This window comes from Pseudocitrobacter vendiensis (genome assembly GCF_943590815.1).
Classification (GTDB): Bacteria; Pseudomonadota; Gammaproteobacteria; order Enterobacterales; family Enterobacteriaceae; genus Pseudocitrobacter; species Pseudocitrobacter vendiensis.
Genome location: NZ_CALSBS010000024.1, coordinates 23,590 through 45,288 on the forward strand (window position 1 = coordinate 23,590; position 21,699 = coordinate 45,288).

Consider the following 21,699-nt stretch of genomic DNA (forward strand, 5'->3'; position numbering starts at 1 on the left):
AATGCGTGATAAACGTTTTCTCAGCAATCTCTGACATTCGACTAAATCAGCCTGTTCCGTTTCTTTCTGGCTACGTTAAGACACCATGAAAAGGCCCCGTATGACGGGGCCGGTTCTGTGGTGTTTATTGGATTTGCGGCAGCTCGATCATGAAGCGGGATTCGCCAACTTTGCCGCTGGTGGCCGGGAAGATCGGGATCAGGATGCCATCCCCTTGACCGAAGTCTATTGTGATGTCTTTCGAATCTCCGGGAATGACAGTCGCCCCATTCATACTGACCGCAAAGGCCGCATCTTTACGGACCGTCAGCGTGCCGGTCTGCACTCCTGTGATCAGCGAACCATCTTTCTTCCGGATGCTGTTGGTCCGCAGATACGCCAGTGGCTGGTTATCTGATGTCTTCAGCCCCATGCCCACAGCCAGCGTCTTGATGGTATTAAATTCAATCAGGTTGTTCGGTACGTAGCGGAACCGGCTGCTCTTTGTGGTGCTGTTTCCGGCTTCATCCATTGCTATGGCAGTCAGCACGTAGGAATCTGCATCATCTGTTGCGGGGAAGATACGCGGGTATCAATGCTGAAGGAGTAGCTGGTTGTGGCCACGACATTCGACTTATTGTCGAGGGTTTCGGATTTAAGGGCAAAAGTCCCCTCGCCCAGTACCGGCAGTGCCATGGATTTGCCGTAGTACTCACTACCATCAGCGGCAGTGATCCTGTCGGCCACTGTCACCAGGCCGGTGACACTCTGGAACATCTGCACATTATCTGATGATCGTGTCACGGTAACGCGCTCGTAGCGGTCGAGACCAGATATCAAGTTCAGCGTAATTGCGCTACCTGGGTTGAGATACGCTCTGGAGGGTTCAGCATTCACTTTCGTACCACGTGTGTCGGTGTACGAATAGTTGTACAGCTGAGCCTGGCCGCAAAGTGGGAACAGCAGTGCCGCATAGACGGCGGCGATCAACGGACCTCTGTAAAATTTCATTTATGTTCTCCTGGTTGGCCAGGAAATTTTACCCGAAACGTTTTCATCACCCGGGTGATAAGAGGTGTAATTATTCAGTAAAACAACGCCCGTTTGTGCGCCTTTTGCCAGGCCAGCGAAAGTGACAATATCCGCTGATTAACGGCCCAGAAATACTCTGCTTAACGAAAAAGTGCCGGAGGTGAATCGTTTAAAATAACGACAAAACAATAGGGGAATACTGAATGAAATATCAGACTATAACTTTGGCTATGGTTTTGCTCGGCGTCTCAGTTCCGGTAACAGCTCAGATTTATGAATCCAGCTTTACAGATACCAATGGCATTGAAGTACACGCGCCTTCAACCCGGATGCTACTCAATCCGGCTTCTACCGTAACGCTGACGCTTATTTCTGGATTGGATCGCTTTGTAAACGTTAAAGTGACCCGGGAAACCGGGGCGCAGTTGTACAATACCACCACTACCCGTACCGGTGTGGCTGATCGGCTAAAAGCAGCCGACGGCAGTGAATTTTACGGGAAGAAAGTAACTTTACCCGCTCTCGGGGAAGGAAAACTGATCGTCCAGGTCAACATTTTGGATCTGAATCAGTCAGTGGTAGCTACGTATAACTACAACTGGACAATAGACACCACACCTCCGGCTGCAAATGCCCTTACAGCAACCACATCACTGGGCACTGGAACTGGAGCGGTATTTAAATTAGGTCTTGAAGCTGTGGCGCAATACAGCTTTTTATCAACGGGCATCGCTGATGCGGTTGGAATAGATAAAGGCATATTTGAAATCTATCGCGCTAATGGAACCCTTTTCAGCTCAACGCCAATGAAATACAACGTCGGTGACAAGACGATGTACCTGCCCTACACCTTCGCAAGTGTGAAGCAACCGGGCATCCCTGATAGCAACCTTGACGAAGAATTTCAGGCAAAAGCCAAAATTTACGACACCGCCGGGAATATCCGCACGTTACCGACCCAAAAATTTCGGTTTGATAATACAATTGGTGAGATATCCCTTTTCGCTGTTCATGATCCAAATGATGCAACCAGCGTCGTTCCCGGCGTGAAAAACTACCCGGCCTATAAAGCCGGTATGGTGGTTAACGAAAACCCTATCAGGCTGGTGTATAAAATCCCGAGATCTAACTACCGGGCATATGCAGAGGGTGGACTGGAATTTATTAACCTTTATTCGGCTGCAAAAGAAATCGCTTCTGATGCCACCTACAGCTATGTCGAAATGACGCTGCCATTTGGTGCCTTCAATGGGGATATGGCTCGTATGGCCAACTTTGGACAGTGGGCAGGATACTTCCCGACCTACACGATGACGCTCAACCCGAACGCAAACAAGACGCCTGCTTTTACTGGCACCTGGGAGGATTTTCAGGATAGCAATGGCACCTGGTATAAGTCGAAGGACTTCGAGACAGTTCTGTCTTCCAGATTGCCGATTAAAATCGTCCGGGCAAGATTTAATGTAGAAGCCAGACCGTTTGAGCAGGAAGTTGGGGGACGCCTAACCTGCCGCATTCCGGTTGGCCAGACAAGTTGCGAAGCTCCTGAGAATTTTGATATGGCGGTAGGGACTCAGGGTTATAACCGTACACTTTATTATGTACGCAGTGTCGCGAACCCTATTCTTCGTTCCGAGCAGTGGGTTATGACACGCTGGAACAATCAAATCGTCCCAGAAATTGGTGAGATCACCTACAGCCCGACATCTAAGATACTGACTGTTGAAGCTCATCTCAACAGAGATAATGATTGGTTCGACGGATTCAGACTCCTCGGATTCTATCTTACCGATAAGAACTCCAAACAGCGCATGACGCCTGTGGGAGTCGAAAAGTCCAGAAACGCGGGTAACTACACGATTGAGTATGACCTTTCCCGGCAGTCTGAAGGGCAATACAACGTTGAAGTGAATATTCAGGATCGTTTCGGTAACCAGACAAACAAAACCTATGGCGTGATAGCTCTCGATGCCACACCCCCAACGGTTGCTATTACCTTCGAAGGGAAGCCGGTAAAGGATGACACCGTCGTCTATGGTCTGGAAAATCTGCGCATTGCACTGAGCGATAACCTGACCACACCTCGCATTACTCGTCTCCAGCTAACTGGCGGACCGACATCAGACAATGTTGAACTCAGTTGGTCACCTGCTGGTAAAGACATATACTCGCCGGAATATCCGCGCATATTCCCGAATTTCGAGCCCTCTGAAAACTATGCTCTCAGTGTGACAGTGTCGGACAGCCAGTCCAACACAAAAACTTACACACAGAAGTTCAGTTATCTCCCGAATAACTTGGTACAGCTGCATAACCTTCGAACCCTTGCAGTAAAGTCGGCGCTCAAAACCTCTGATAACGTGCCACTTGCCTATCTGTCTACAAACATGCTCCGCAAGACTAACGGTGAAATAGCCAAAGGCTTACAGAACGCGACCCTCTCAGTACGTAAGGATGCCAACTTCGGGATAGTGTTTAATGGAGCGGAGGCAGCTCCTGGGGAGTCTGTAAATGTTAATATCGACATGGGTATGGGTGATAATCTTCTCATGCCGGTTTATCCATCAGAGAACGGCAAGACCGGAGCCGCTGAGTTTATGATCCAAATTGATGAGCTGAAGTAACCATAAAAAGCCGTCAGTCACTCTGGCGGCTTTTTTTCGTGACGCCATTTCCTGCATTTTCTCCGCTCTCTCTCCTCATAACTCTGTAGCCGCTTGCGTCAAAAAAGTAACTTTTTCTACAAGGGAAGAAGTGTGCTAGTGCGGTTCTTAGAACGGATCGGAATTTACTCACATTTCGATCGTAATGCTTCATGACGTCTCTGTGCATAGTTATCAACAGGATAGAATAATAATAAAGATCAATATAGGATCAATAGCAGATCAAAAAGGAATAACGATCCTCGCAGGCCAGTAATATCGGGGCTCTCAGCGGATCGCCATCCACTGTACAGGGGGCGAAATACACTATGTCGGGTAATCCATCCACTATACAGGGTGCATAATCCACTATACCGGGTGGATTCGATACACTATACCGGGTAGGATGTAGATCTTATGCACAAAACGGATCTTTCTATATGTCTAGTAATAACAACAAGTTATCTCTTGTCATTGAAGAGTCCCTAAAAGATTCCGGGGAAGTTATCCAACTGCTTCCCACGCTAAGACAGACCATTCAGCCGAAAGTTTTACTCCGTCTGGGTGTGTTTGTGCCAACACTGAAATCCACGGATAAGGGTGGCCGGAAGAGTCACCGCATCGATGCCACCGAACCCCTTTCGAGACTATCCATTGTCGAGGGTGAAGGCTACAGCCAGATCCAAATTTATGGCCCGCGCCTCGACATGGACTCTGACTTCAAATCATGGTGTGGGATCGTTTATGCATTGTCTAACCGTCCGCTCGACTCGGAAGGTCAGCTGGAGCTGAATTTCCCGGAGTTTGCTAAGTTCTGCGGTTTTGACACTAAGCGCATTGATAGGCAATTGAAAGAGCGTTTTGATGCTTCATTGACGCGTATTGCCCGAACCAGTATCTCGTTCATTAAGAAAATACCCGGTACAGACGATCAGATAACGATAAACATGCACCTCGTGGAATCCACGTACTACGACAGTTCCACCGGGAAAATCGTCATCAAGCCAAATTCGAAGCTCAATACGCTGTATCGCGTCGACGGTAAAACCCGACTCTACCTGAAGACGTTGCAGAAACTGGCCCGTAAGGAGTCCGCACAGGCCCTGTATCTGTATCTGGCTGAGTTACCGAGCACCTTTTACCGTATCGGATTTGACCGGCTGCGTGAACGCCTGCAACTGTCCTCACATCTTGGCAACCAGAATGCCACAGTTAAAAAGGCGCTGGGCCAGCTTAAAGAGATCGGTTTTCTGGAATACTCCATAGACAAAGAAAACGGCGATTATGTACTGAATATTCTGAAAAGAAACATGAAGCCATGATAGATGCCGGATAATGCAGCTGCCTGCCGCGTGGGTGGCTGCATTACCCGGAATAGTGGATATTCTTCTCCTTTCCGCTCTGTTTTTACCCGGTACAGTGGATCTCCACTACACCGGGTAATGTCAGCCCTAAAACTCCGATGCAGCCCTTTCTCTTCAGCCTTACCCTGACGATTCTGTGTGTTTTTCAACCAAAATGTGAACTATACCCGGTACAGTGGAGCCACGAAAATGTGATCCATACCCGGTATAGTGGATAAGGCCCCTTGCGAACCAGGCACCGGAAATGTGGCGGCACTGGTTGGCAAGTTTTACCCGGTATAGTGGAGCCCGTTACTGCCTCCGCCCCGGATGGCGTGATGTCACGGGAAGGAAGATATACCCGATAAAGTGGTTCGTGAAGGGTGAACGGCCCTGATAGCACGATGAGGCTGAAGTGGAAACTGTACCCGGTATAGTGGAGCCACTAAGATTGCGTACCCGGTGGCTGAGAGGGGAATCTTTTCCCGCCACAGTGGAGTAGCTGATATCGTCGAAAATGTCTTAACCACAATACGGCCATTCTGTTGCTGCACTAAAGAAATGCATCATCGAGTCTCAGGTGTTTTAAGTTGGTAAACCCCCTTCCACCAGGTGTCGAAAGAGACGCTATCATCGCAGCGCATAAACATGCCGTTATGCCTTGCGACAACGCTGAGAGAACCTTTATTTTTACCGCAGGTCTTCTCAAAAGACTCTGTAGCTTTAATAAAAGTTTCACCATCCGTGATGGTCGGGGAATCCAGTTCCTTCGCCAGCCATGACGGATAGCTGTCAGCATTAACCCATACAAGGCGTTCCACAACTGAAAAGAGTACGCCGACAAGGCCAACCGCCCAGAGCGTAATAACCAGTAAACGTAAAATTCGCAGGACTATGAATTTTGAATGCTGTAAAGGCGAGACAAGAAATGGCAACGATATCATGACTGTGAGCATGACTGATGACGCCAGCAACGTGTATAACAATGCCCATGATTTCACATAGGCCGAAAACGCGATCATCAAGCCAATAAGAACAAAGAGCGGTGCAGCGCTTTTCAGACTACCCATGTTTATTTTCATTATTTTGATGCTCCATTTTGTACGAGTTTAGAGATACTACGTTTAAAATCATCTACGGCCTCAAAAAAGGTTCGTGGATGACGTTATTGGTTTTTTATATTGTACCATTGGTGAGCGTTTACCTTTTTACCCTTTAATTAAGGCACCAGGATTCGCCCCTGAAAAAGCGAATTCCATGAGGTTAATGTATGTCACACAATATTTTTATAGCTGAGTTTGATGATGGACTTCGGATGTACGGTATCAATGACGGTACAGCCTGCCATATGCATGCTTTTTTGTTTCAGACCCAGGCGCAAGTAGAACACTGGCTGGGAAGCGGTGATCGTGATACCCGCAAGTTACCTGTAATGCCAGAAAACGCCTCATTGACGGAGGAAAACGTCACTATCGGCCCTGACGAAACATGGGCTTTTCGCTCCCGAGCTTCACGCACCGCACAATGGATCACCGGCCCCCTTGAACATGACAGTGAGTCATGGGAAGACCAGTCTGTATATGGCCACAGCACGTGAACTTCACGCCTCCAGTCCTGCTGACCGACATAGGCAGGACAGGGGTTTACAGTACCCGGTACAGTGTATCGCCTTGCTGAACCCGTGTTTGCTGCTGCTGGCCCAGCGGACGGATGCTGGGAAAGTCAAAGATGATCAGTTTTAGATCCGCGTTCGCGGGGATAATTATTCCTACTGGAATGTTAGCTACAGCGTTAGAATCCATTTTGTTGCCTCACCTTACAAGGGCGATTAACCGTCTTAATGGCAGCATTCGCCCGATCAGGCCGCAGGGGTAACAACTTGTGGTCTTTTTCGTACACAAGGAGTGTTTATGCCTTACATCCCCGAAACACTGGAAGGAACGTTTTTCCGCAAGACTATTGAAACATCACCGGAAGGTGAAAGCCTGTACTGGTTTCGCCGTGCAGATGGCATAGAATTCGCCGTCATTGAGTCGGCTCGCTACCCAGGCAATGATGCCGTGGTAATTTGCGGGGACGGGCGCCCAACAGGCAACACGATTTCAGAATCGCTTTTTGTCATTACTGATGACATGCGGGCGCTTCCCCGTGGCGTGTATGAACAGGAGGCGCATGATGCCTAACCAGATCCCGAACAACCCTACACTTCCGAAGAATTTCGACATTACGCCTAACGAGAAGCGCAGCAAGGCCCAGCTCGATGCCTGGTGGGATCATCCTTACTGCGTCACCCATAACGAGAAATTTCACGTGTACTGTCTGAACGGCGGGGCGTGGGATAGGCCGACATGGCTGGCTCAGGCTGACACGTATGATGAGGCCTGTGAACTGGCAGAACGGAAACAAGCTGAGTGGGTGGCACGCCGGGAACAGCCTATTTACTATATGACCTTTGAGCCGCCTTTTCAGATGGTGCGACAGCCGCAACGCCCTGATCATGATGCTGTAGTAGTTGTGTCGTTCGAAACGAAGGAAGAACTGGACGCCTGGAGCGCAGCGCAGCAATAAAAAATGTCCGCAGTCAAGCGATTGTTGAAATCAGCCTGATGGCCGGAAGTCTATATGGGGTGCGGGTTTGGCTCTACTTCGGGCCGCCTTGCGGGGCTGTGGCGTTGTGGGCTGGGAGCCACATAGGAGCTTCGCGGTAGAAAGCCCGAGCGTGCTGCATCGGGGGCGGTTGCCTGCAGGCGGTAGCCGCGTTTGGTCTTCATAGCCCAATCGGTCGCCGTCCTCCAGAATGAAGAACGCGCAGCCTTGGGCTGCGCGTTTGAGGGATGGCCGCCAGCGGAAACCGGCATCATCAGCTTGGCTTCGGCGGCGCGGCCTTGCCCGCGCCTCCCTTCCTGAATCCCCGATCTCCGACCATGAAGGCTTCTAGCATGTGCGGAATTAGCACCGTGGCATCGACCGCCTCGCCGTAGGTCTGCGCGTGCAGCGTAGCGTAGCGGTCGAGGTCGGCTTTCAGGCTGGCCGGGCAAGCAAAAGTCAGCTTCGTGGATTCCGTTTTCGGCAGCGGCCCGAGCCGTAGCTTGCGCGTCGTCATCGCGAAGTCCCCCTGTTGAAGAAAAGTGGCTGGTACGGCCGCAGCACCAGATCGCGGTTGACGATGATGCGAACCGGCAAGCCGGGGCGCTCCGTCAAGGTGGGCTGGATGTTGAGGTTGCGCCGGGTCATCTCCTGACCGACCTGATTGATGCTGTCCTGGGCGCTATCGCGGCCGGCGATGATGACGCGATCACCGTCCTGCCGGTTCTCCGGCGCAGCCAGTTCGGCACCGATGCCCAGTAGCGTCGTCAGTGCCGCACCGGCAAAGACGCGATCCCAATGCCAATCCACATCATCTTCCAAGCCGGCGTAGCCGGCCGGATCGGTGCCGGCCAAGTTGTCGAGCTTGAGCGAAGACGTGTCGGGCAGGATGATCCGGTTCCACACCACTTGCACGCGGCTCTGCCCGTAGCTGACCTGGCTGTTGTATTTGCCCAGGATGCGTGACCCCTGCGGGATCAGCAGGAACTTGCCGGTAGCCGTGTCATAGACCGGCTCCGTCACTGTGGCGATCACATCGCCCGGCAAGTCCGACTTGATGCCCGTCACCAGCGCCCCGGCGACCACCGTTCCGGCCATGACCTGATACGGCGACGCCGGCAGCGTCAGGTTGCCGGAATCACGGGCTTCCGTGGTTCCGGCTTTCTGGAATGCCTCTTTCTGGTCTTGCCGGTTCTGCACGGCGGTCGGGTCGGCGGGCTGGGCCGCCGTCGACGCAGGCCCGGCCGCCAGCGGGTCGAAGGCCGCATTGGCGGTGAAGCCCGGCGCAGCGGCTACCTGTGTCTGCGCCACCGGCGCGGCCTTCTGCGAACCAGAGCGGAAGAACACCGCCGATGCCGCTGCTGCTTCGGCTTCCTTGCGCAACGCGTCGTTGGGGTCGTTGCCGGGGGCCGCGTAGGCGGCCGTCACCGGCTGCTGCGACTTCACAATGGCCGGGCCAAGATCGCCTGGCAGCGGCGGCCCCAACTCCGGCACGGATGCCGCCAAGGGGGGCGGCAGCTTCGAGTAGTCCGCCGGCAGCGCGTCCAACCCTTCGGACTTCGAGACGCGATCGACGTTGTAAAGCTCGGTCTGCTCGCCTGCACCGCGCCGCTGCGGTTGCAGCGACCACATCAGCGCGCCGAGCACAGCGACCGAGAGACCGCCGACGAGGATGGCCAGCGTGCGCCGGTTCAGGCGCGTGACCGGGCGCGGTTGGGCGCGCAGCGCAACTGCCTCGGGTGCCACCTTGCCCGCATGCGGCGTGGCGAGGTCGGGAGTGTCGTCCTGGCTCATGGTCAGTTCCTCCGCGCCAAGCCATCCGTGCGTTCGATACGCACCACGTCACCCTTGTCGCCGCCCAGGCGCAGTTCGGCCGCGCCGAACAGCCGATCCACGATGTAGTAAGGCGAGCGAAAACGGTAATTCACCAGTTGTCCGTCGCCCTGCGCGCCGATGACGAACAGCGGTGGCAGCTCGCCTTGGGCGATTCCCGGCGGGAACTGGATATAGACCTTCTCGCCATCGTCGAAGGCGCGCAGCGGCTTCCACGGCGGATTGCTGCCTGAGACGGAATATCGGAAGCGGATCTTCTCCAGCGACAGTCCGGTATCGACCGGTGCGGCGGCGCTAGCCGCCTGCGACTGGCGCTGCAAGGCCAACATCCGGTCTTTTGGGTAGTCCCAGGACACCGACGCCATCCATGCCTTTTCCGTCGAGGTCAGTTCCAGCAGGTATGTTCTGCGACTGGTGGTGATGACCAAATTCGTCTTGAGGCCTGAGCGGATGGGCTTGACCAGCACATTGATGCGCATCGCGTCGCCGCTGCCGCTGGACGTGTCACCGACGATCCAGCGCACGGTATCGCCGGCTGCGACCGTCACTAGTTCCTCGCCCGGCTGCAAGGAAACCACGGTCACGCGTCCCGGCGCGGCATAGACTTGGTAGAGCGCACCATCGGTGAAGGGCCACACCTGAATCGCATTGACGTAGCCCTCGCGCGTGGGCGCGATGCGCGCCTCGGCATTGGCACGGGAAACGCGCACCTTCTCATCGGCCGGCTCCGGCTTAGCCGGGGCCGCGTCCAACTCGTGCAGCGGCTTCAACTGCGCTGGCAGCGCCAGCGGCTCGGGCATGGCGACGACTTCCACTGGAGCAGGCGGCTCCGGCAGCGGCTGTGCCTGCACCGGCTCATCGAGCGAAATGGACGGAGGCGGCTTGCCCTGCGAAGCGCAGCCCGACAGGGCCACCACGGTCAGCGCGAAAGCGTATAAGCGGAAAGACAGGTTCATGGCTTGGCTCCTTCAGAAGAATCCAGTTCGCGGCTCCACGACAGGCCGTTGACGTAGATACCCAGCGGGTTCTTGCGCAGGCGCTGTTCGGTGCGCGGGGTTTGCAGGACGGTGGAAAGCACCGCGTTCCATCGCTCGGTCCCGGCGGGGGCACCGTTGATGAACCGTTGCTCCGTCCAACGGACGTTGAACGAGGCATCGCTGGCGCGTACCACGCTGGTGATCTGCACCGTCACCGACTCGCGGCCAACACGGGCGAAAGGATCGTTCTTGCTGGCGTAGTCGTTGAGCACCGCCGCGCCTTTGTCGGTGGTGTAGTCGTAGGCGTCCAGCCAGTTTTGCCGCACCACGATGGGATCGATAGACAGCGAGCGCACCAGCGTCACGAAGCGCGCCAGGTGGTGCGCGATCTGCGCATCGGCGGGCCGGTACGGCGTGGCGGCTTCGCCGACGGCGCGCACCTGCCCCGACTGATCGACCTCGATGACGTAAGGGGTGACGATGGACTGCGCCGAGCGCCACACCAGGCCACCGGCCATCAGCAGCGCAAGCGTGAGGCAGCCGAAGGCCATAAAACGCCAGTTCTTGGCCTGGACGCGGGCCGAGCCGATGCGCTCGTCCCACACCTGCGCGGCGGATTGGTACGGGGTGGCAGGCTGCGGCGTGTCGGCATAGCGCACCTGCGGGCGTTTGAATCGCATAGGGTTCTCCTTGGTGGTCAGGTATCGGGTCACGCATCGGGGCGCAGGCTTGGGCCTTGCCCTGAGCCGCCGCCGTCGCCACTGCGCAGCGTGTGGGCTGCGGTGGTTGCGGCATGGGTGATCTGCTGGCGGCGGTGCATCCGCTTTGCCCAGGCGGGTTGCTCTTGCTTCGGCGCGCTGGCTGCGCCTTCGCCTGCGGCGGCCTGGCCGGAACCGGCAGCGCCGACATCCGCACCGTTCCATCCTGCCCGGAAGGAGTCGGCCACCTTCTGACCGGCAGCGGAAGCGCCCGATGCAGCTCGGCGGCCTGCCGCTTGCGCGCCGGTCTTGGCGACATTGCCGAGGCCCGCAGCCGCGCCTTTAGCCCCGCCGCCCGCAGCGGCGGAACCGGCCTGGAATGCGGACTTGGCGCTGCTGGCCGCCGACGTGGCGGCGCGTGCGCCGCTCCCGGCCAGCTTTGCGGCGGCCGGGGCCATGCGTGCGCCCGCCATGACGGCACCGCCCACGCCGGTCGCGGCGGCACCGATGGCAACACCCGTGCCTACCGCGCCGACGGCAGCGCCCGCCATCGCACCCGCGCCGAGCTGCGGCGCACCGGACACAAGGCCCGTGGCGATGCCGGGGCCGAAGATGCCCAGCGCCAGCAAGGCAAGCGAAGCCAGCATCACGACAAGCGCATGGTCGATGGAAGGCTCGTCGGGATGAACCTGGAACTCCGCGAACAGGCCCGAGCCGATGCCGACGATTACCGCCAGCACCAAGACCTTGATGCCTGACGAAACCACATTGCCGAGCACCTTTTCCGCGAGGAACGAGGTTTTGTTCCAGAGCGCAAACGGGATCAAGACGAAGCCGGCAAGCGTGGTCAGCTTGAACTCGATCAACGTGATGAAAAGCTGAACCGCGAGCACGAAGAAACAGAGGATCACCACCAGCCAAGCGATGAACAGCACCACGATGGGGTCGAGGTTCACGAACACTTCGGGGAAGCCGGCCATGTCACCGATCTGGTCGAGGATCGGCGCAGCGGCGTCGATGCCGGTCTTGGCAAGCCGACCCGGCTGCAAGAAGTTCTCCATCGTTATGGCCGAGCCAGTGGCGGTGATGCCTAGCCCGGCGAACGAGCGGAACACGATGCTCGACAGCCAATTGAAGTTACCGATGATGTAGGCGAAGGCACCGACGTAAAGCACCTTGCGCAGCAGCTTGGCGATCACGTCCTCGCCCTGGCCGGTCGCATGGCTCATGGCCCAATACAGACCGGCAATGGTCATGTCGATGACAATGAGAGTGGCCGTCAGGAACGCGACTTCGCCTTGCAGCAGACCGAAACCGGAGTCGATGTAGCGCGAGAAGGTATCGAGGAATCTGTCGATGATCGTTACGTCGTTCATGGCGTGTCCTCCGCAGCGGCGAGCGACGCATCACCTTCCGGCGCGTCGTCGGTTGGCGTGTCGAAACTCGCCGGAATCGGCGGCAGTTCTGCCAGCGTCCGGTATTCGTCCGGCCCAGTCTGGCCGGTGAAGAAGCGCCGCCGGAAGGCTTCGGCAGCGGCGCGACAGGTGTCTTCGCCTGCGGTTTGCCGGTCGGCTGCGCATTGGGCGCGCAGCGCCTTGAGCCGCACGGGATCGGCGGCCAAGGTGGCGGTCAGGTCTTCAGCCGGCTGCTGGCCGCATGCGGTCAGCAGCACGGCCAGCAGGACAGGAACGCATCGCATGGCCGCCTCCCGTCAGTTGTTGTAGAAGTTGACGGACTGCGGTGTGTACGGCGTGCCGGTGCCCAGGAAGCGCCGCCGCACTTCGCGGGCGCGCTCGGTGGCCGCTGCCTGCCGCGCCAGCTCCAGCGAGGCCGCCCTGTCTTGTGTGATCTGGAGCTGCTGGGCCTGGATGGACTGCTTGGCCTGCAAGGCGAGAAGCTGGTTCGTTGCCTGCATCGCTTGCAGCGCACCCGTGGCCGATTGGCTTTGGCTCACGAGGTCGGCCAGCGCGCTTTCGTCTTGCGTCAGGTTCTGCGACACCTGCGCCTGCATCCGCATCGCGGTGTGCAGGCCGTCGAGCGTGTTCTTCCAGCGTTCGCGTGCGTCCTGTGCCATGCGGTCGCCGCTGATGGTGGCGGCGTACTGCTCCGGGTACAGGCGCGAGAACGTGGCATCCATGCTCTGCACGTCGTAGGCCAGCCCTTGCGCCTCGGCAATCAGGCGTTCAGTCGTGGCGAGCGTCGAGCGCAGCCGGTTGACGATGTTGAAGTCGAGATTCGCCAGGTTGCGCGCCTGGTTCATCAACATCTGCGCTTCGTTCTGGAGCTGGTTGATCTGGTTGTTGATCTGCTCCAGCGTGCGGATGGCAGTCAGCGTGTTCTGCACCAAGTTGACGGGATCAACGAAAGTGAGCGCCGCCGCTGGCTGAGCGAGCATCAGCGAGCCGGCCAGCGCGGCGGCGAGCGAAACGGAAAGTACACGGGTCTTCATGGCGAAATCTCCAGGGGTTGAGTAGCGAGGAAAGAAGCCGCCGACGGCGAGGACGGCAGCAGGTCGGCGGCCCAATCGAGGCCGCGATGGCGTAGCCACGCACCGGCGAAGCCGGGAGCGCCGGCCTGCGTCAGCACTCGGTCAATGTCGCGTTGGTCTTGCGGTGTGGATGCGCCCGAGAAGGCGAGCGCGGCTGGCCCCAGGTCGAGGTCGAACAGACGATTGCCCAGGCGCGATTGGTAGTAGTAGTCGCGCTTGGGCTGCGCGGTGGCGACGATTTCGATTTGCCGACTGTTGAGGCCAAAGCCCTCGTAGACCGTGCGAATCTGCGGCTCGGTCGCCTGCGGGTTGGGCAAGAAAATCCGGCTCGCGCAGCTTTCGATGATCGCGGGCGCGATGGTCGAATCCTTGATGTCGGCAAGCGACTGCGTGGCGAAGATCACCGACACGTTTTTCTTGCGCAGAGTTTTCAACCATTGCCGGATGCGTGCCGCGAAGGACGGTTCATCAAGGAATAGCCAGGCTTCATCGAGAATCAGCAGCGTGGGAGCACCGTCGAAACGTGCATCGAAGCGGGCGAACAAGTAGCGCAACACCGCTTGCACGGCGGCGGGGCTGTGCATTAGCTCTTCCATCTCAAAGCCCTGCACGTCGCCGCTGCCGAGCCGGTCGCGGTCGGCATCCAGTAGCTTGCCGTGCGCGCCGCCCAGCACATACGGCGACAATGCCTGCCGCAGCGCGTTCGATTGCAGCAGCACCGAAAGCCCGGTCATCGTGCGCTGCTCCACCGGCGCACCAGCGAGGCTGCCGAGCGCCGACCAAATGGCGGCTTTCTCGTCGGGGCCGACGGTCACGCCTTCATGCAGCAGGCGGCCTTCGATCCACTCGGCGGCCCAGGTGCGATAGCCTTCGCTGTCGATACGGGCCAAGGGCTGAAAGGCAATGGCGCCGTCCGCGCCGAGGTCGTAGTGTTCGCCGCCCAGGCCCAGCACCGTCGCCCGCATGGATCGCCCCATGTCGAAGGCGAAGATGCGCGAGCCGCCATAGCGGCGGAACTGCAAGGCGAGCATCGCCAGCAGGACAGATTTTCCCATGCCCGTCGGCCCCGCGACCAGCGTATGCCCCACGTCGCCGATGTGCGTCACCAGCCGGAACGGCGTCGCGCCATCCGTGCGCGTGACGATCAGCGGCGGGCCGTCGAGATGGGCGTTTTTCTCCGGCCCAGCCCACACGGCGGACACCGGCATCATGTGCGCCAGATTCAGCGTCGAGACGATGGGCTGGCGCACGTTGGCATAGGCATTGCCTGGTATGGACGACAGCCACGCATCGACTGCATTTAAGGTTTCGGGGATGGTGACGAAGCCACGTCCTTGGATGACACGTTCCACCATGCGCAGCTTTTCGTCGGCTACGGCAGGGTCGTCATCGAACACCGTCACCGTGGCGGTGAGGTAGCCGAAGGCGACTTGATCGCTGCCAAGCTCTTGCAAGGCGGCATCCGCGTCGGCCGCCTTGTTGCTGGCATCCGTGTCCACCAGCGGCGATTCCTGCTGGAAGATGGTTTCGCGCAGTAGCGCAATGACATTCTTCCGTTTCGCAAACCACTGGCGACGCAGGCGGCCCAGCTCCTTTTCCGCCTCGGCTTTATCGAGGCAGAGAAACCGGGTACTCCAGCGATAGGCAAAGCCCAGGCGATTGAGGTCGTCCAGCAGGCCCGGCCAGGTCGAGGTCGGAAAGCCCCGCACCGACACCACGCGCAGATGCTGGTCACCCAGCATGGGCGCAAGGCCGCCGACTAGGGCGGAATCGGCCAGCAGTGCGTCGAGGTGGAAAGGCACCTCGGGCACGGCCAGCCGGTAGCGCCGCGTGGACACCGTGGCGTGAAGATAAGTCAGCGTCGCGGCATCGTCCAACCAGACGATTTCTGGCATCACGCCATCGAGCAGGTCGAAAACCCGATCCGTTTCTGCCAGGAAGGCGTCAAGCCGACCGCGCCAGTCCACACCATCGCCCGGCGCGTGCTCGTAGAGCAGCTTGGCTGCACGAGCGCGGGATTCCTCCGGCGGCAGATAGGCTAGCGTCAGGTGATAGCTGCTTTCGTAGTGGTTCCCCGATTCCTCAAAGGCAGCGCGGCGTTCTTCGTCCACCAGCCAGGACAGCGGTTCGGGAAAGTCGGAATGCGGATAGTCCGCGGCCGACTGGCGCTCGGCTTCCACGAACAGCGCCCAGCCCGAACCCAGCCGGCGCAACGCGTTGTTTAGCCGTGCCGTCGTGGCGATCAATTCGCCCTGCGTGGCGCTGTCCAGATCAGGCCCGCGAAAGCGCGCCGTGCGCTGAAACGAGCCATCCTTGTTCAGCACCACGCCCGGCGCGATCAGCCCAGCCCAGGGAAGCCAGTCGGCCAGCAAGGCGGGCCGCTGGCGGTATTCGGCAAGGTTAAGCATGGCGGCGTCTCCTACACGTCCAGCAGCGGCTTGTGCTTGATGTGCCGGGCGAAGACCTGCATGAACTGCGGATCGACCCTCGCGCCCCACACGGCCAGCGAGTGACCGACGATCCAGAGCACTACGCCAGGAATCCAGAGTTGCAGGCCCAGCCCGACGGCAGCGGCTAGCGTGCCGTTGGCAATCGCCACCGTGCGCGGTGCGCCGCCCATCAAGAGCGGCTCGGTCAGCGAGCGATGTAGCGGCACCTCGAAGCCGGCCGCGAAGCTATCCGGGCCACTCATACGACAGCCCCGCCGGAGAAGCTGAAGAACGACAGGAAGAACGAGGACGCGGCGAACGCGATGCTCAAACCGAACACGATCTGGATCAGCTTGCGAAAGCCGCCCGACGTGTCGCCGAAGGCGAGCGCGAGGCCCGTGGCGATGATGATGATGACCGCGACGATGCGTGCCACCGGCCCCTGAATCGACTCCAGAATGGATTGCAGCGGGCCTTCCCACGGCATCGAGGAGCCGGATGCCTTCGCCGTGCCCGCCGTCATCAGCATGACTGCGGCCAGCAGCAGGCCGTGGTGCGCGGGGCCGGCCAGCCGCCGCAGGCGTGCGATGGTTGAAACCGGATTTACGGAATTACGGAAAGCGTGAACGTGCATCTGCGTCATGGCAGTTCTCCAGGTAGGTCAAGGGACGAGGAAGGCGCAGCGGCATCGGCTGCGAGAGGAACCGGCATCAGCTCGGGAAACGGTGTTTCCAGCGCGTCCGCCAGGCGATAGCCGGTGCCGTCGAAACCGACGACACGGGCGATGCTTTCGACGCGGCGCTTGCGGCCACGCCCGGCGATGTGGATCACGACGTTGACCGCCTCGGCGATCAGCGCACGCGGTGGGTTCACCGCCACTTCAAGAATCAACTGTTCGAGGCGCAGCAGCGCGCCCAGCGCGGAACCGGCGTGGATGGTGGCGATGCCGCCGGGGTGGCCGGTGCCCCACACCTTAACCAAGTCCAGGGCTTCGCCGCCGCGTACCTCGCCGACGATCACGCGGTCGGGGCGCAGGCGCATCGTGGCCCGCACCAGCTCGGTCATAGACACGACGCCAGCGCGGGTGCGCAGCGGCACATGGTCGCGGGCTGCGCATTGCAGCTCGATGGTGTCTTCGAGCACAAGCACGCGGTCGCCCGTGGCGGCGATCTCCGCAAGCAAGGCATTGGCGAGTGTGGTTTTGCCGCTGCTCGTCGCCCCGGCGATCAGGATGTTCTGGCGCTCACGCACGGCGCGGCGCAGGAACTCGGCCTGGCCTGTGGTCAAGATGCCGTCGGCCACATAGCGATCCAGCCCGATGATGCTCACGGCGCGCTTGCGCAGCGCGAAGGCTGGGCCGGGCGCTGCGGGCGGCAAGATGCCCTCGAACCGCTCGCCGGTTTCGGGCAGCTCGGCGGTCAGCAGCGGCCGCCCGCGATGCACCTCTGCGCCGACGTGCGCAGCCACCAGCCGGATGATGCGTTCGCCATCGTCTTGGGACAGCTCCACGCCCAGCGGCATGCGGCCCGATGACAACCGATCCACCCATAGGGTGCGGTCGGGGTTGAGCATGATTTCCACCACGTCGGGGTCGGCCAGCGCAGCGGCGATGACTGGCCCCATTGCCGTGCGCAGCATCTGGATACGGCGATCCAGAGAGGTTGCGGCGGATGAGAGTTCGGGCGGGGTTTGCGGAATGGCGCTCATGAGGCACGCTCCTGCGCTTCAGCCAGTGCCTCCGCGTCATCCATTCGCGCCGGGTCTGGGTGCAGTTCTTCCACAACGTCGCGCACCAGGCTGCGGCCACGCAGCAGGTGGCGGCCGAGCCGCTCCACGAATTGCTCGAAACGCGCTTTGCCTTGGGCGCGAGCTGCGTCCTGATGGGCTTCGGGAATCGGGGTGCTGACGGTCAGGAAGTAGCGGATGAACAGCGCCAGTGTTTCGATCTGGATGTTCTGGTCGCGCTCCATGCGCTCGGCCTGCCGCGACAGGCGATCGAGCCGCTTGGCGATGGCCGCCTCGCGCTGGTCGCCAGCATCGGGCGATAGCCACGACGCGAGCGCCGCCGCGACAATGGACGACTTGGACACGCCTTTCTTGGCGGCCAGTTCTTCGAGACGCTTGGCGTGCTCGGGCTGAATGAACAGATTGAGGCGGTATTGGCTCATAAGTCGATTCCGTCGTTGGGGTCGAGGGAAGCCAGCCGGGCCGTGCGCTGCATGGCCGGGTCGAGCTGGCCGGGAAGCGGCAGCGGCAGGTCGTCGTCGTCATCGAGCAGAGTCAGGTCATGGCCGGCGAGCAGCGGTTCGGGGCTGTATTCGCTGACTTCGGATAGCTCCGGCTGTCGGCGTGGGCCGCCGTCATCGGCGGTGCCTGTGCCATCGCCGGACAGGCCCGCAGCCCGGACCGTTGACACGGCTGGGATCGATAGGCCGCTCCAGTCGTCGGGCCGGGCCGGTGGCGCGTCCGCGTATTGCCCGGCCGCGAGCACAGGCGGCGGTAAAACGCGGTTCTTGAAATTCGCGTCGGCGTAGTAGCGCAGCTTCTTGGCCTTGATCGGTGCCACGCTGGACACCATCACCACAGCTTCCTCAGTCGGAAGCTGCATCACTTCACCGGGCGTCAGTAGCGGGCGGGCCGTCTCCTGCCGCGACACCATGAGGTGCCCCAGCCACGGTGCCAATCTGTGCCCGGCATAGTTGCGCTGCGCGCGCAGTTCGGTAGCGGTGCCAAGCGTTTCGGAGATCCGTTTCGCAGTGCGTTCATCGTTGGTGGCGAACGTCACGCGGACATGGCAGTTATCCAGAATCGAATGGTTCTGGCCGTAGGCTTTGTCGATCTGGTTGAGCGATTGGGCGATAAGAAAACTGCGGATTCCGTAGCCCGCCATGAAGGCAAGCGCCGTCTCGAAGAAGTCCAGGCGGCCCAGCGCCGGGAACTCATCGAGCATCAGCAGCAGCTTGTGGCGGCGTTCGATGCCGTCGCTGCCGTCGAGCGATTCGGTGAGCCGTCGGCCGATCTGGTTGAGGATCAGGCGAATGAGCGGTTTCGTCCGCGAAATATCCGAAGGTGGCACTACCAGATAAAGCGACACCGGATGCTCGGACGCGATCAGGTCGGCGATACGCCAGTCGCAGCGCGAGGTGACTTCGGCCACCGTGGGGTCGCGGTAGAGGCCCAGGAACGACATGGCGGTGCTCAACACGCCGGAACGCTCGTTGTCCGACTTGTTGAGCACTTCGCGCGCCGCCGAAGCGACGACTGGATGCGGGCCACCACCTTCCACGTTCACGAGGTGCTGTGTGGTCATCATCCGGTGCAAGGTCAGCTCGAAGGGGCTGGCCGGATCGGAGAGGAAATTGGCGACGCCGCGCAGCGTCTTGTCCTCGCCCGCGTAGAGCACATGCAGGATGGCCCCGACCAGCAGCGCGTGCGAAGTCTTCTCCCAATGGTTGCGCTTCTCAAGCGCGCCTTCTGGATCGACCAGAATGTCGGCTATGTTCTGTACGTCACGCACTTCATGTGCGCCGCGCCGAACTTCTAGCAGCGGGTTGTAGGCCGCCGACTTCGCATCGGTCGGATTGAACAGCAGGCAGTGTGAGTAGCGTGAGCGCCAACCTGCGGTGATCTGCCAATTCTCGCCCTTGATGTCGTGGACTACGGCGGATGCAGGCCAAGAAAGCAGCGTCGGCACCACAAGGCCGACGCCTTTGCCTGAGCGCGTGGGCGCGAAAGTGAGGATGTGTTCCGGGCCTTCATGCCGAAGGTACTTGCCATCGTGCTGACCGAGGAACACGCCGATCGGCTGCGTAAGGCCGGCTTTGCGAATGTCCTCCGTACTTGCCCAGCGTGCCGAGCCATAGGTCGTGACTAGGCGTGATTGACGAGAGCGCCAGATCGACATGCAGACTGCGACCACCACCGCCAGCAAGCCACTGCCACCCGCTATGGCACCGCCCGTGTCGAAAACGCGTGGCGCGTAGGCATCGAAGAAGAACCACCACTCAAACAGCTTCCACGGGAGGTAGATCGGTGTGCCGAGGAAATCAAACCAGGGGGAGCCAAGGCGTACCTGATAGCCAAGGGCTGCTGCCGTCCATTGTGTGGCGCCCCACACACCCGCGATCACGATGCCGAATACCACGGCTATCTGACCGAACAGCACATTCGTACCTTGCATAGCCCCGCCTCCAATCTCTCCTACGCTGATTCCCTTGGGAAACGCGGCTTAGAAATGTGCCGCAGGCGTCAGGATCGGTGCTGGCTTAGTGCCGGTCAAAGACCGTTTGGGGCAGAAAGGTCGATAAGAAAGAATGAATTCGCGCTGTGTCTAGCCAGGGAGTGACTCCGTAAGCGCCGGCGAATATCAGCGTGCCGAACAGAAGATTCAGGCAGACTAGCGAATTGCTGAATTGCTGAATTGCTGAATTGCTGAATTGCTGAATTGCTGAATTGCTGAATTTCAGAATTTGGGGGATTCTTTGGGCGGTGTGTATGGCGTTTTTCCGTCACCGTAGAACCGCTTACGTGTTGCCTCCGCTACCCGGTTGCAAAGCAGTTCGCCCAAAGTAGGCCGATCCGTCTTGCATTGCTGGCGCAACTTCTTGAGCTGTTCCGGGTCTGCCACCAGCTCTTCTACTGTCGGGGTTTTCTTTTCTGCACTAGTGGCTTTGTGCGGTTTATCAGATTGACCGCATGCGACTAGCATTGCAGCGACGAGCGTGATGGCGAGTCTCATGGCATCAATTCCTCCGGAAGATCGGGATTTCGGCTTTTTGTTGACCTGAGAAACTCTGGCAATTCGATGGCCTGTACTCGCTGAATGAAGCGCGCAAGCTCGTCAAACGGATCGCCTTCAAGTCTGAGTAGATAGGTCGTCAAAGGTGGTACGCGTGTCGAAAGCGGCCTCGCCACGACTCCTGGCTCTCGGGAGGCTGCAATGTGTGCAGCCCCTGTAAGTCCGAGTGCAAAACCGGCAGATACCAACGCCATCATCAGGTCGAAAGTGGTAACCCGCTCGGCAACTAGAGGCTGCATTTCAGCCCGGCTAAGTACTCGCTCAATGTGCTTGGCGTGGCCCTCGCACACTTGAGGATCAGATAGCACTAGCGGGTAGCGCAGCAGTTCATCCAATGGAATTCGCTTAAGAGCCAGCAACGGATGCCGAGCTGGCAGCGCCACCATAAGCGTGTCAGTCCACGCGGGAAGTGCGACGATTCCATCACCTACGTCGTCGGACTGTGCAAAGCCGACGTCATACAGGTCGTCGTGCAATCCTTTGATTTGTTGGGATAGTGGCACCTCAAAAAAGCGAATCTCAACCTCGGGCTCCTCCTCGCGACACAACGCCAATAGGGCTGGTAAGCACAGTAGTGTTGCGCCGTCTGACAAGGCGACGCGGAGTTGTCCATGAAAGCCATTTTTTGCTGCCTTCACGCAGTCCCGCGCCTGTTGCAAGGATGCGAACACCCGAGGTGCGTGCTCCATGAGCATCAACCCAGCTCGTGTCAAACGCGTGCTTCTCGTGTTCCGAATAAAGAGCTGTGCTCCTAACTCCTCTTCGAGTTCTTTGATCGTGCGAGACAGTGGGGACTGCTCAATATGCAGTTTCGCAGCGGCGCGAGCGAAGTGAAGTTCCTCGGCGAGCGCCATAAAACAACGTAGATGTCGAATTTCCATGCGTCCCCTACTA

The 21,699-nt window shown here is 58.9% G+C and carries 23 protein-coding genes; 5 read left to right on the forward strand and 18 right to left on the reverse strand.

Annotated features, from left to right (window positions below):
* Positions 1–124 precede the first annotated feature (124 nt).
* Together NMC31_RS20090 and NMC31_RS20095 are read right to left on the reverse strand one after the other, a co-directional pair.
* Complete coding sequence (locus NMC31_RS20090; protein ID WP_071787996.1) at positions 125–529, reverse strand: Ig-like domain-containing protein; 405 nt, start codon at positions 527–529, stop codon at positions 125–127.
* On the reverse strand, positions 523–990 hold the full coding sequence (locus NMC31_RS20095) for a DUF4165 domain-containing protein (protein WP_015063083.1): 468 nt from the start codon (positions 988–990) through the stop codon (positions 523–525). Before NMC31_RS20095 ends, NMC31_RS20090 begins: the two co-directional genes overlap by 7 nt.
* A gap of 224 nt (positions 991–1,214) precedes the next feature.
* Between NMC31_RS20095 and NMC31_RS20100 the strand changes: the two genes are divergently transcribed.
* Together NMC31_RS20100 and NMC31_RS20105 are read left to right on the forward strand one after the other, a co-directional pair.
* Positions 1,215–3,635, forward strand: coding sequence for an Ig-like domain-containing protein (locus NMC31_RS20100; protein WP_015063084.1), 2,421 nt, complete (start codon positions 1,215–1,217; stop codon positions 3,633–3,635).
* Between the two features lie 458 nt (positions 3,636–4,093).
* Complete coding sequence (locus tag NMC31_RS20105; RefSeq protein WP_015063085.1) at positions 4,094–4,975, forward strand: RepB family plasmid replication initiator protein; 882 nt, start codon at positions 4,094–4,096, stop codon at positions 4,973–4,975.
* A gap of 587 nt (positions 4,976–5,562) precedes the next feature.
* Here the strand turns inward: NMC31_RS20105 and NMC31_RS20110 are convergent.
* Positions 5,563–6,078, reverse strand: coding sequence for a hypothetical protein (locus NMC31_RS20110; protein WP_015063086.1), 516 nt, complete (start codon positions 6,076–6,078; stop codon positions 5,563–5,565).
* Between the two features lie 188 nt (positions 6,079–6,266).
* Here NMC31_RS20110 and NMC31_RS20115 point away from each other — a divergent pair, with 188 nt between their 5' ends.
* The 3 genes from NMC31_RS20115 (at position 6,267) to NMC31_RS20125 (ending at position 7,564) form a co-directional block, all read left to right on the forward strand.
* Entirely contained in the window at positions 6,267–6,593 is a 327-nt protein-coding gene (locus NMC31_RS20115) for a hypothetical protein (protein ID WP_015063087.1), read from the forward strand.
* A 313-nt stretch (positions 6,594–6,906) separates the two neighbouring features.
* Positions 6,907–7,179, forward strand: a complete 273-nt coding sequence (locus NMC31_RS20120) for a hypothetical protein (protein WP_022652138.1) — start codon at positions 6,907–6,909, stop codon at positions 7,177–7,179.
* A complete protein-coding gene (locus tag NMC31_RS20125) occupies positions 7,169–7,564 on the forward strand; it encodes a DNA-binding protein (RefSeq protein ID WP_223203170.1) in 396 nt (131 codons plus the stop codon). The genes NMC31_RS20120 and NMC31_RS20125 overlap by 11 nt, the downstream gene beginning before the upstream one ends.
* A gap of 292 nt (positions 7,565–7,856) precedes the next feature.
* Here the strand turns inward: NMC31_RS20125 and NMC31_RS20130 are convergent, their stop codons facing one another.
* The 15 genes from NMC31_RS20130 to NMC31_RS20200 form a co-directional block, all read right to left on the reverse strand.
* Positions 7,857–8,099: a DUF2274 domain-containing protein gene (locus tag NMC31_RS20130; protein WP_004883121.1), complete on the reverse strand. Its 243-nt coding sequence runs from the start codon at positions 8,097–8,099 to the stop codon at positions 7,857–7,859.
* Complete coding sequence (locus tag NMC31_RS20135) at positions 8,096–9,376, reverse strand: TraB/TrbI/VirB10 family type IV secretion system protein (protein ID WP_004883119.1); 1,281 nt, start codon at positions 9,374–9,376, stop codon at positions 8,096–8,098. The genes NMC31_RS20130 and NMC31_RS20135 overlap by 4 nt, the downstream gene beginning before the upstream one ends.
* A 2-nt stretch (positions 9,377–9,378) precedes the next feature.
* Positions 9,379–10,371 (reverse strand): P-type conjugative transfer protein TrbG, encoded by a 993-nt coding sequence (gene trbG, locus NMC31_RS20140; protein WP_004883112.1) that lies wholly within the window; start codon positions 10,369–10,371, stop codon positions 9,379–9,381.
* Positions 10,368–11,072: a conjugal transfer protein TrbF gene (gene trbF / locus NMC31_RS20145; protein ID WP_004883108.1), complete on the reverse strand. Its 705-nt coding sequence runs from the start codon at positions 11,070–11,072 to the stop codon at positions 10,368–10,370. Before trbF ends, trbG begins: the two co-directional genes overlap by 4 nt.
* Before the next feature lie 29 nt (positions 11,073–11,101).
* A complete protein-coding gene (gene trbL, locus NMC31_RS20150; protein WP_004883106.1) occupies positions 11,102–12,466 on the reverse strand; it encodes a P-type conjugative transfer protein TrbL in 1,365 nt (454 codons plus the stop codon).
* Positions 12,463–12,789, reverse strand: coding sequence for a hypothetical protein (locus tag NMC31_RS20155; protein ID WP_004883103.1), 327 nt, complete (start codon positions 12,787–12,789; stop codon positions 12,463–12,465). Before NMC31_RS20155 ends, trbL begins: the two co-directional genes overlap by 4 nt.
* A 12-nt stretch (positions 12,790–12,801) precedes the next feature.
* Positions 12,802–13,539, reverse strand: a complete 738-nt coding sequence (gene trbJ / locus NMC31_RS20160; RefSeq protein WP_004883101.1) for a P-type conjugative transfer protein TrbJ — start codon at positions 13,537–13,539, stop codon at positions 12,802–12,804.
* Positions 13,536–15,986: a conjugal transfer protein TrbE gene (trbE, locus tag NMC31_RS20165; protein WP_004883099.1), complete on the reverse strand. Its 2,451-nt coding sequence runs from the start codon at positions 15,984–15,986 to the stop codon at positions 13,536–13,538. The genes trbJ and trbE overlap by 4 nt, the downstream gene beginning before the upstream one ends.
* An 11-nt stretch (positions 15,987–15,997) precedes the next feature.
* Positions 15,998–16,270, reverse strand: coding sequence for a VirB3 family type IV secretion system protein (locus NMC31_RS20170; RefSeq protein WP_004883097.1), 273 nt, complete (start codon positions 16,268–16,270; stop codon positions 15,998–16,000).
* Positions 16,267–16,641, reverse strand: coding sequence for a TrbC/VirB2 family type IV secretion system protein (locus NMC31_RS20175; RefSeq protein ID WP_425267603.1), 375 nt, complete (start codon positions 16,639–16,641; stop codon positions 16,267–16,269). The genes NMC31_RS20170 and NMC31_RS20175 overlap by 4 nt, the downstream gene beginning before the upstream one ends.
* Before the next feature lie 5 nt (positions 16,642–16,646).
* Complete coding sequence (gene trbB / locus NMC31_RS20180; RefSeq protein WP_004883088.1) at positions 16,647–17,714, reverse strand: P-type conjugative transfer ATPase TrbB; 1,068 nt, start codon at positions 17,712–17,714, stop codon at positions 16,647–16,649.
* Positions 17,711–18,175: a ribbon-helix-helix protein, CopG family gene (locus NMC31_RS20185; RefSeq protein WP_004883086.1), complete on the reverse strand. Its 465-nt coding sequence runs from the start codon at positions 18,173–18,175 to the stop codon at positions 17,711–17,713. Before NMC31_RS20185 ends, trbB begins: the two co-directional genes overlap by 4 nt.
* A complete protein-coding gene (locus NMC31_RS20190; RefSeq protein ID WP_004883083.1) occupies positions 18,172–20,187 on the reverse strand; it encodes a conjugal transfer protein TraG in 2,016 nt (671 codons plus the stop codon). The genes NMC31_RS20185 and NMC31_RS20190 overlap by 4 nt, the downstream gene beginning before the upstream one ends.
* A gap of 282 nt (positions 20,188–20,469) precedes the next feature.
* On the reverse strand, positions 20,470–20,745 hold the full coding sequence (locus NMC31_RS20195; protein WP_004883082.1) for an EexN family lipoprotein: 276 nt from the start codon (positions 20,743–20,745) through the stop codon (positions 20,470–20,472).
* Positions 20,742–21,686 (reverse strand): LysR family transcriptional regulator, encoded by a 945-nt coding sequence (locus tag NMC31_RS20200; protein WP_004883081.1) that lies wholly within the window; start codon positions 21,684–21,686, stop codon positions 20,742–20,744. Before NMC31_RS20200 ends, NMC31_RS20195 begins: the two co-directional genes overlap by 4 nt.
* Between the last annotated feature and the right edge of the window lie 13 nt (positions 21,687–21,699).

What these genes read in the sequence shown, in the direction of transcription:
- NMC31_RS20095 (WP_015063083.1), bottom strand. Translation starts at nt 990, where the DNA reads ATGAAATTTTACAGAGGTCCGTTGATCGCCGCCGTCTATGCGGCACTG.
- NMC31_RS20100 (WP_015063084.1), top strand. Translation starts at nt 1,215, where the DNA reads ATGAAATATCAGACTATAACTTTGGCTATGGTTTTGCTCGGCGTCTCA.
- NMC31_RS20105 (WP_015063085.1), top strand. Translation starts at nt 4,094, where the DNA reads ATGTCTAGTAATAACAACAAGTTATCTCTTGTCATTGAAGAGTCCCTA.
- NMC31_RS20110 (WP_015063086.1), bottom strand. Translation starts at nt 6,078, where the DNA reads ATGAAAATAAACATGGGTAGTCTGAAAAGCGCTGCACCGCTCTTTGTT.
- NMC31_RS20115 (WP_015063087.1), top strand. Translation starts at nt 6,267, where the DNA reads ATGTCACACAATATTTTTATAGCTGAGTTTGATGATGGACTTCGGATG.
- NMC31_RS20120 (WP_022652138.1), top strand. Translation starts at nt 6,907, where the DNA reads ATGCCTTACATCCCCGAAACACTGGAAGGAACGTTTTTCCGCAAGACT.
- NMC31_RS20125 (WP_223203170.1), top strand. Translation starts at nt 7,169, where the DNA reads ATGATGCCTAACCAGATCCCGAACAACCCTACACTTCCGAAGAATTTC.
- NMC31_RS20130 (WP_004883121.1), bottom strand. Translation starts at nt 8,099, where the DNA reads ATGACGACGCGCAAGCTACGGCTCGGGCCGCTGCCGAAAACGGAATCC.
- NMC31_RS20135 (WP_004883119.1), bottom strand. Translation starts at nt 9,376, where the DNA reads ATGAGCCAGGACGACACTCCCGACCTCGCCACGCCGCATGCGGGCAAG.
- trbG (WP_004883112.1), bottom strand. Translation starts at nt 10,371, where the DNA reads ATGAACCTGTCTTTCCGCTTATACGCTTTCGCGCTGACCGTGGTGGCC.
- trbF (WP_004883108.1), bottom strand. Translation starts at nt 11,072, where the DNA reads ATGCGATTCAAACGCCCGCAGGTGCGCTATGCCGACACGCCGCAGCCT.
- trbL (WP_004883106.1), bottom strand. Translation starts at nt 12,466, where the DNA reads ATGAACGACGTAACGATCATCGACAGATTCCTCGATACCTTCTCGCGC.
- NMC31_RS20155 (WP_004883103.1), bottom strand. Translation starts at nt 12,789, where the DNA reads ATGCGATGCGTTCCTGTCCTGCTGGCCGTGCTGCTGACCGCATGCGGC.
- trbJ (WP_004883101.1), bottom strand. Translation starts at nt 13,539, where the DNA reads ATGAAGACCCGTGTACTTTCCGTTTCGCTCGCCGCCGCGCTGGCCGGC.
- trbE (WP_004883099.1), bottom strand. Translation starts at nt 15,986, where the DNA reads ATGCTTAACCTTGCCGAATACCGCCAGCGGCCCGCCTTGCTGGCCGAC.
- NMC31_RS20170 (WP_004883097.1), bottom strand. Translation starts at nt 16,270, where the DNA reads ATGAGTGGCCCGGATAGCTTCGCGGCCGGCTTCGAGGTGCCGCTACAT.
- NMC31_RS20175 (WP_425267603.1), bottom strand. Translation starts at nt 16,641, where the DNA reads ATGCACGTTCACGCTTTCCGTAATTCCGTAAATCCGGTTTCAACCATC.
- trbB (WP_004883088.1), bottom strand. Translation starts at nt 17,714, where the DNA reads ATGAGCGCCATTCCGCAAACCCCGCCCGAACTCTCATCCGCCGCAACC.
- NMC31_RS20185 (WP_004883086.1), bottom strand. Translation starts at nt 18,175, where the DNA reads ATGAGCCAATACCGCCTCAATCTGTTCATTCAGCCCGAGCACGCCAAG.
- NMC31_RS20190 (WP_004883083.1), bottom strand. Translation starts at nt 20,187, where the DNA reads ATGCAAGGTACGAATGTGCTGTTCGGTCAGATAGCCGTGGTATTCGGC.
- NMC31_RS20195 (WP_004883082.1), bottom strand. Translation starts at nt 20,745, where the DNA reads ATGAGACTCGCCATCACGCTCGTCGCTGCAATGCTAGTCGCATGCGGT.
- NMC31_RS20200 (WP_004883081.1), bottom strand. Translation starts at nt 21,686, where the DNA reads ATGGAAATTCGACATCTACGTTGTTTTATGGCGCTCGCCGAGGAACTT.